Raw genomic sequence first — 1,036 nt, forward strand, 5'->3', positions numbered from 1 at the left:
GCCGTCACGTGCGGGGCGTCGTGATGCGGGAGCGCCGCCGCTTCCGCGTCGCTGAGATGGATCGCCGTGTCGACCACGACCAGGGACTTGTCGGCGACGATTGCGGCGTGTGCGTCCGGATGAAGCGCAGCCAGCGCGATCGTTTTCGGCACGATCCCGAACACATGGCCAGCGCGGCGAAACCCTTCCTTCGCCGACGCCACCTTGATCGCCGGATGTTTCTTGCTCATGAACCTCTCCTGTGAATTCGAACCCAACCGGAGCCCACCATCGCGCCGCAGCTCCGGGACGTTCTTCCTCCGCGCTTATCGGCGTCGCGCGGCCGTTTCTCGCGGGGTGTTATCCCGTTACGCCAGCCAGGGCGTCGTCAGCAGTTCGGCGGAACCCTTCCAGACGTTGGTCGCGCCATAGTTGTTCGCGTCGGCGTGCAGAATCTTCCGTCCGACACCGTCGTACCTTGGCGGAACCACCAGCAGTGACGGGCGGATGCCGAGCGGGCGGCCGTTGTCGCCCTTCATGCCGATCATCGCTTCACGCGCGGCTTGGTAGCTGTCTTCGTTCAGCTCGGCATTCGACGCATACGCGAGCTGCCAGAGCGCGAAGCCGACGTTGCAACGCGCGTCGACGCCGTAGCGGTACGTCTTCGCCGAGAACACAACTTCGTCCGTTTCCTGGTCCATCGCGACGAAGTTGTACGGCTTGCGCTGTTGCAAGATGATCGGCTTGACGATGCGCGTCATGTCGAGCAGGTACCAGGTCGGGCCGCTGCCAGCCTGAAAGTTCGAGACCGAACCGATCTGGCCGTTTTCCTGCAACACCGGGTGATCGGTGTCGAAGAAGTACTGGCCGTCGTAGCAGGTCTTCGTCGTGCCTTGCTTGAGCAGACCGAATACAAGCTCGTCGGGATGCTGTTTCGCGTCCAGGCCCATCTGGGCCATTACCGGCTTGTAGACGCCGTAGGTGTCGTCTTCGATTGCCTCGCGATCGACGCCGACGGTGTTCTCGAACGGCTTGTTCTTGATCGAGAAGTCGTGCG

The 1,036-nt window shown here is 62.7% G+C and carries 1 protein-coding gene and 1 pseudogene; both read right to left on the reverse strand.

The features are described 5' to 3' along the window. A pseudogene (locus WS49_RS20880) lies at positions 1-230 on the reverse strand (hypothetical protein); the annotation flags it as partial. Between the two features lie 117 nt (positions 231-347). Beyond that, positions 348-1,036: Mu-like prophage major head subunit gpT family protein (locus WS49_RS20885; protein ID WP_059532845.1), on the reverse strand; the 689-nt coding region annotated here is incomplete at its 5' end.

Origin of the sequence: Burkholderia sp. RF7-non_BP4 (assembly GCF_001521935.1) — a bacterium.
GTDB classification, from domain to species: Bacteria; Pseudomonadota; Gammaproteobacteria; order Burkholderiales; family Burkholderiaceae; genus Burkholderia; species Burkholderia diffusa.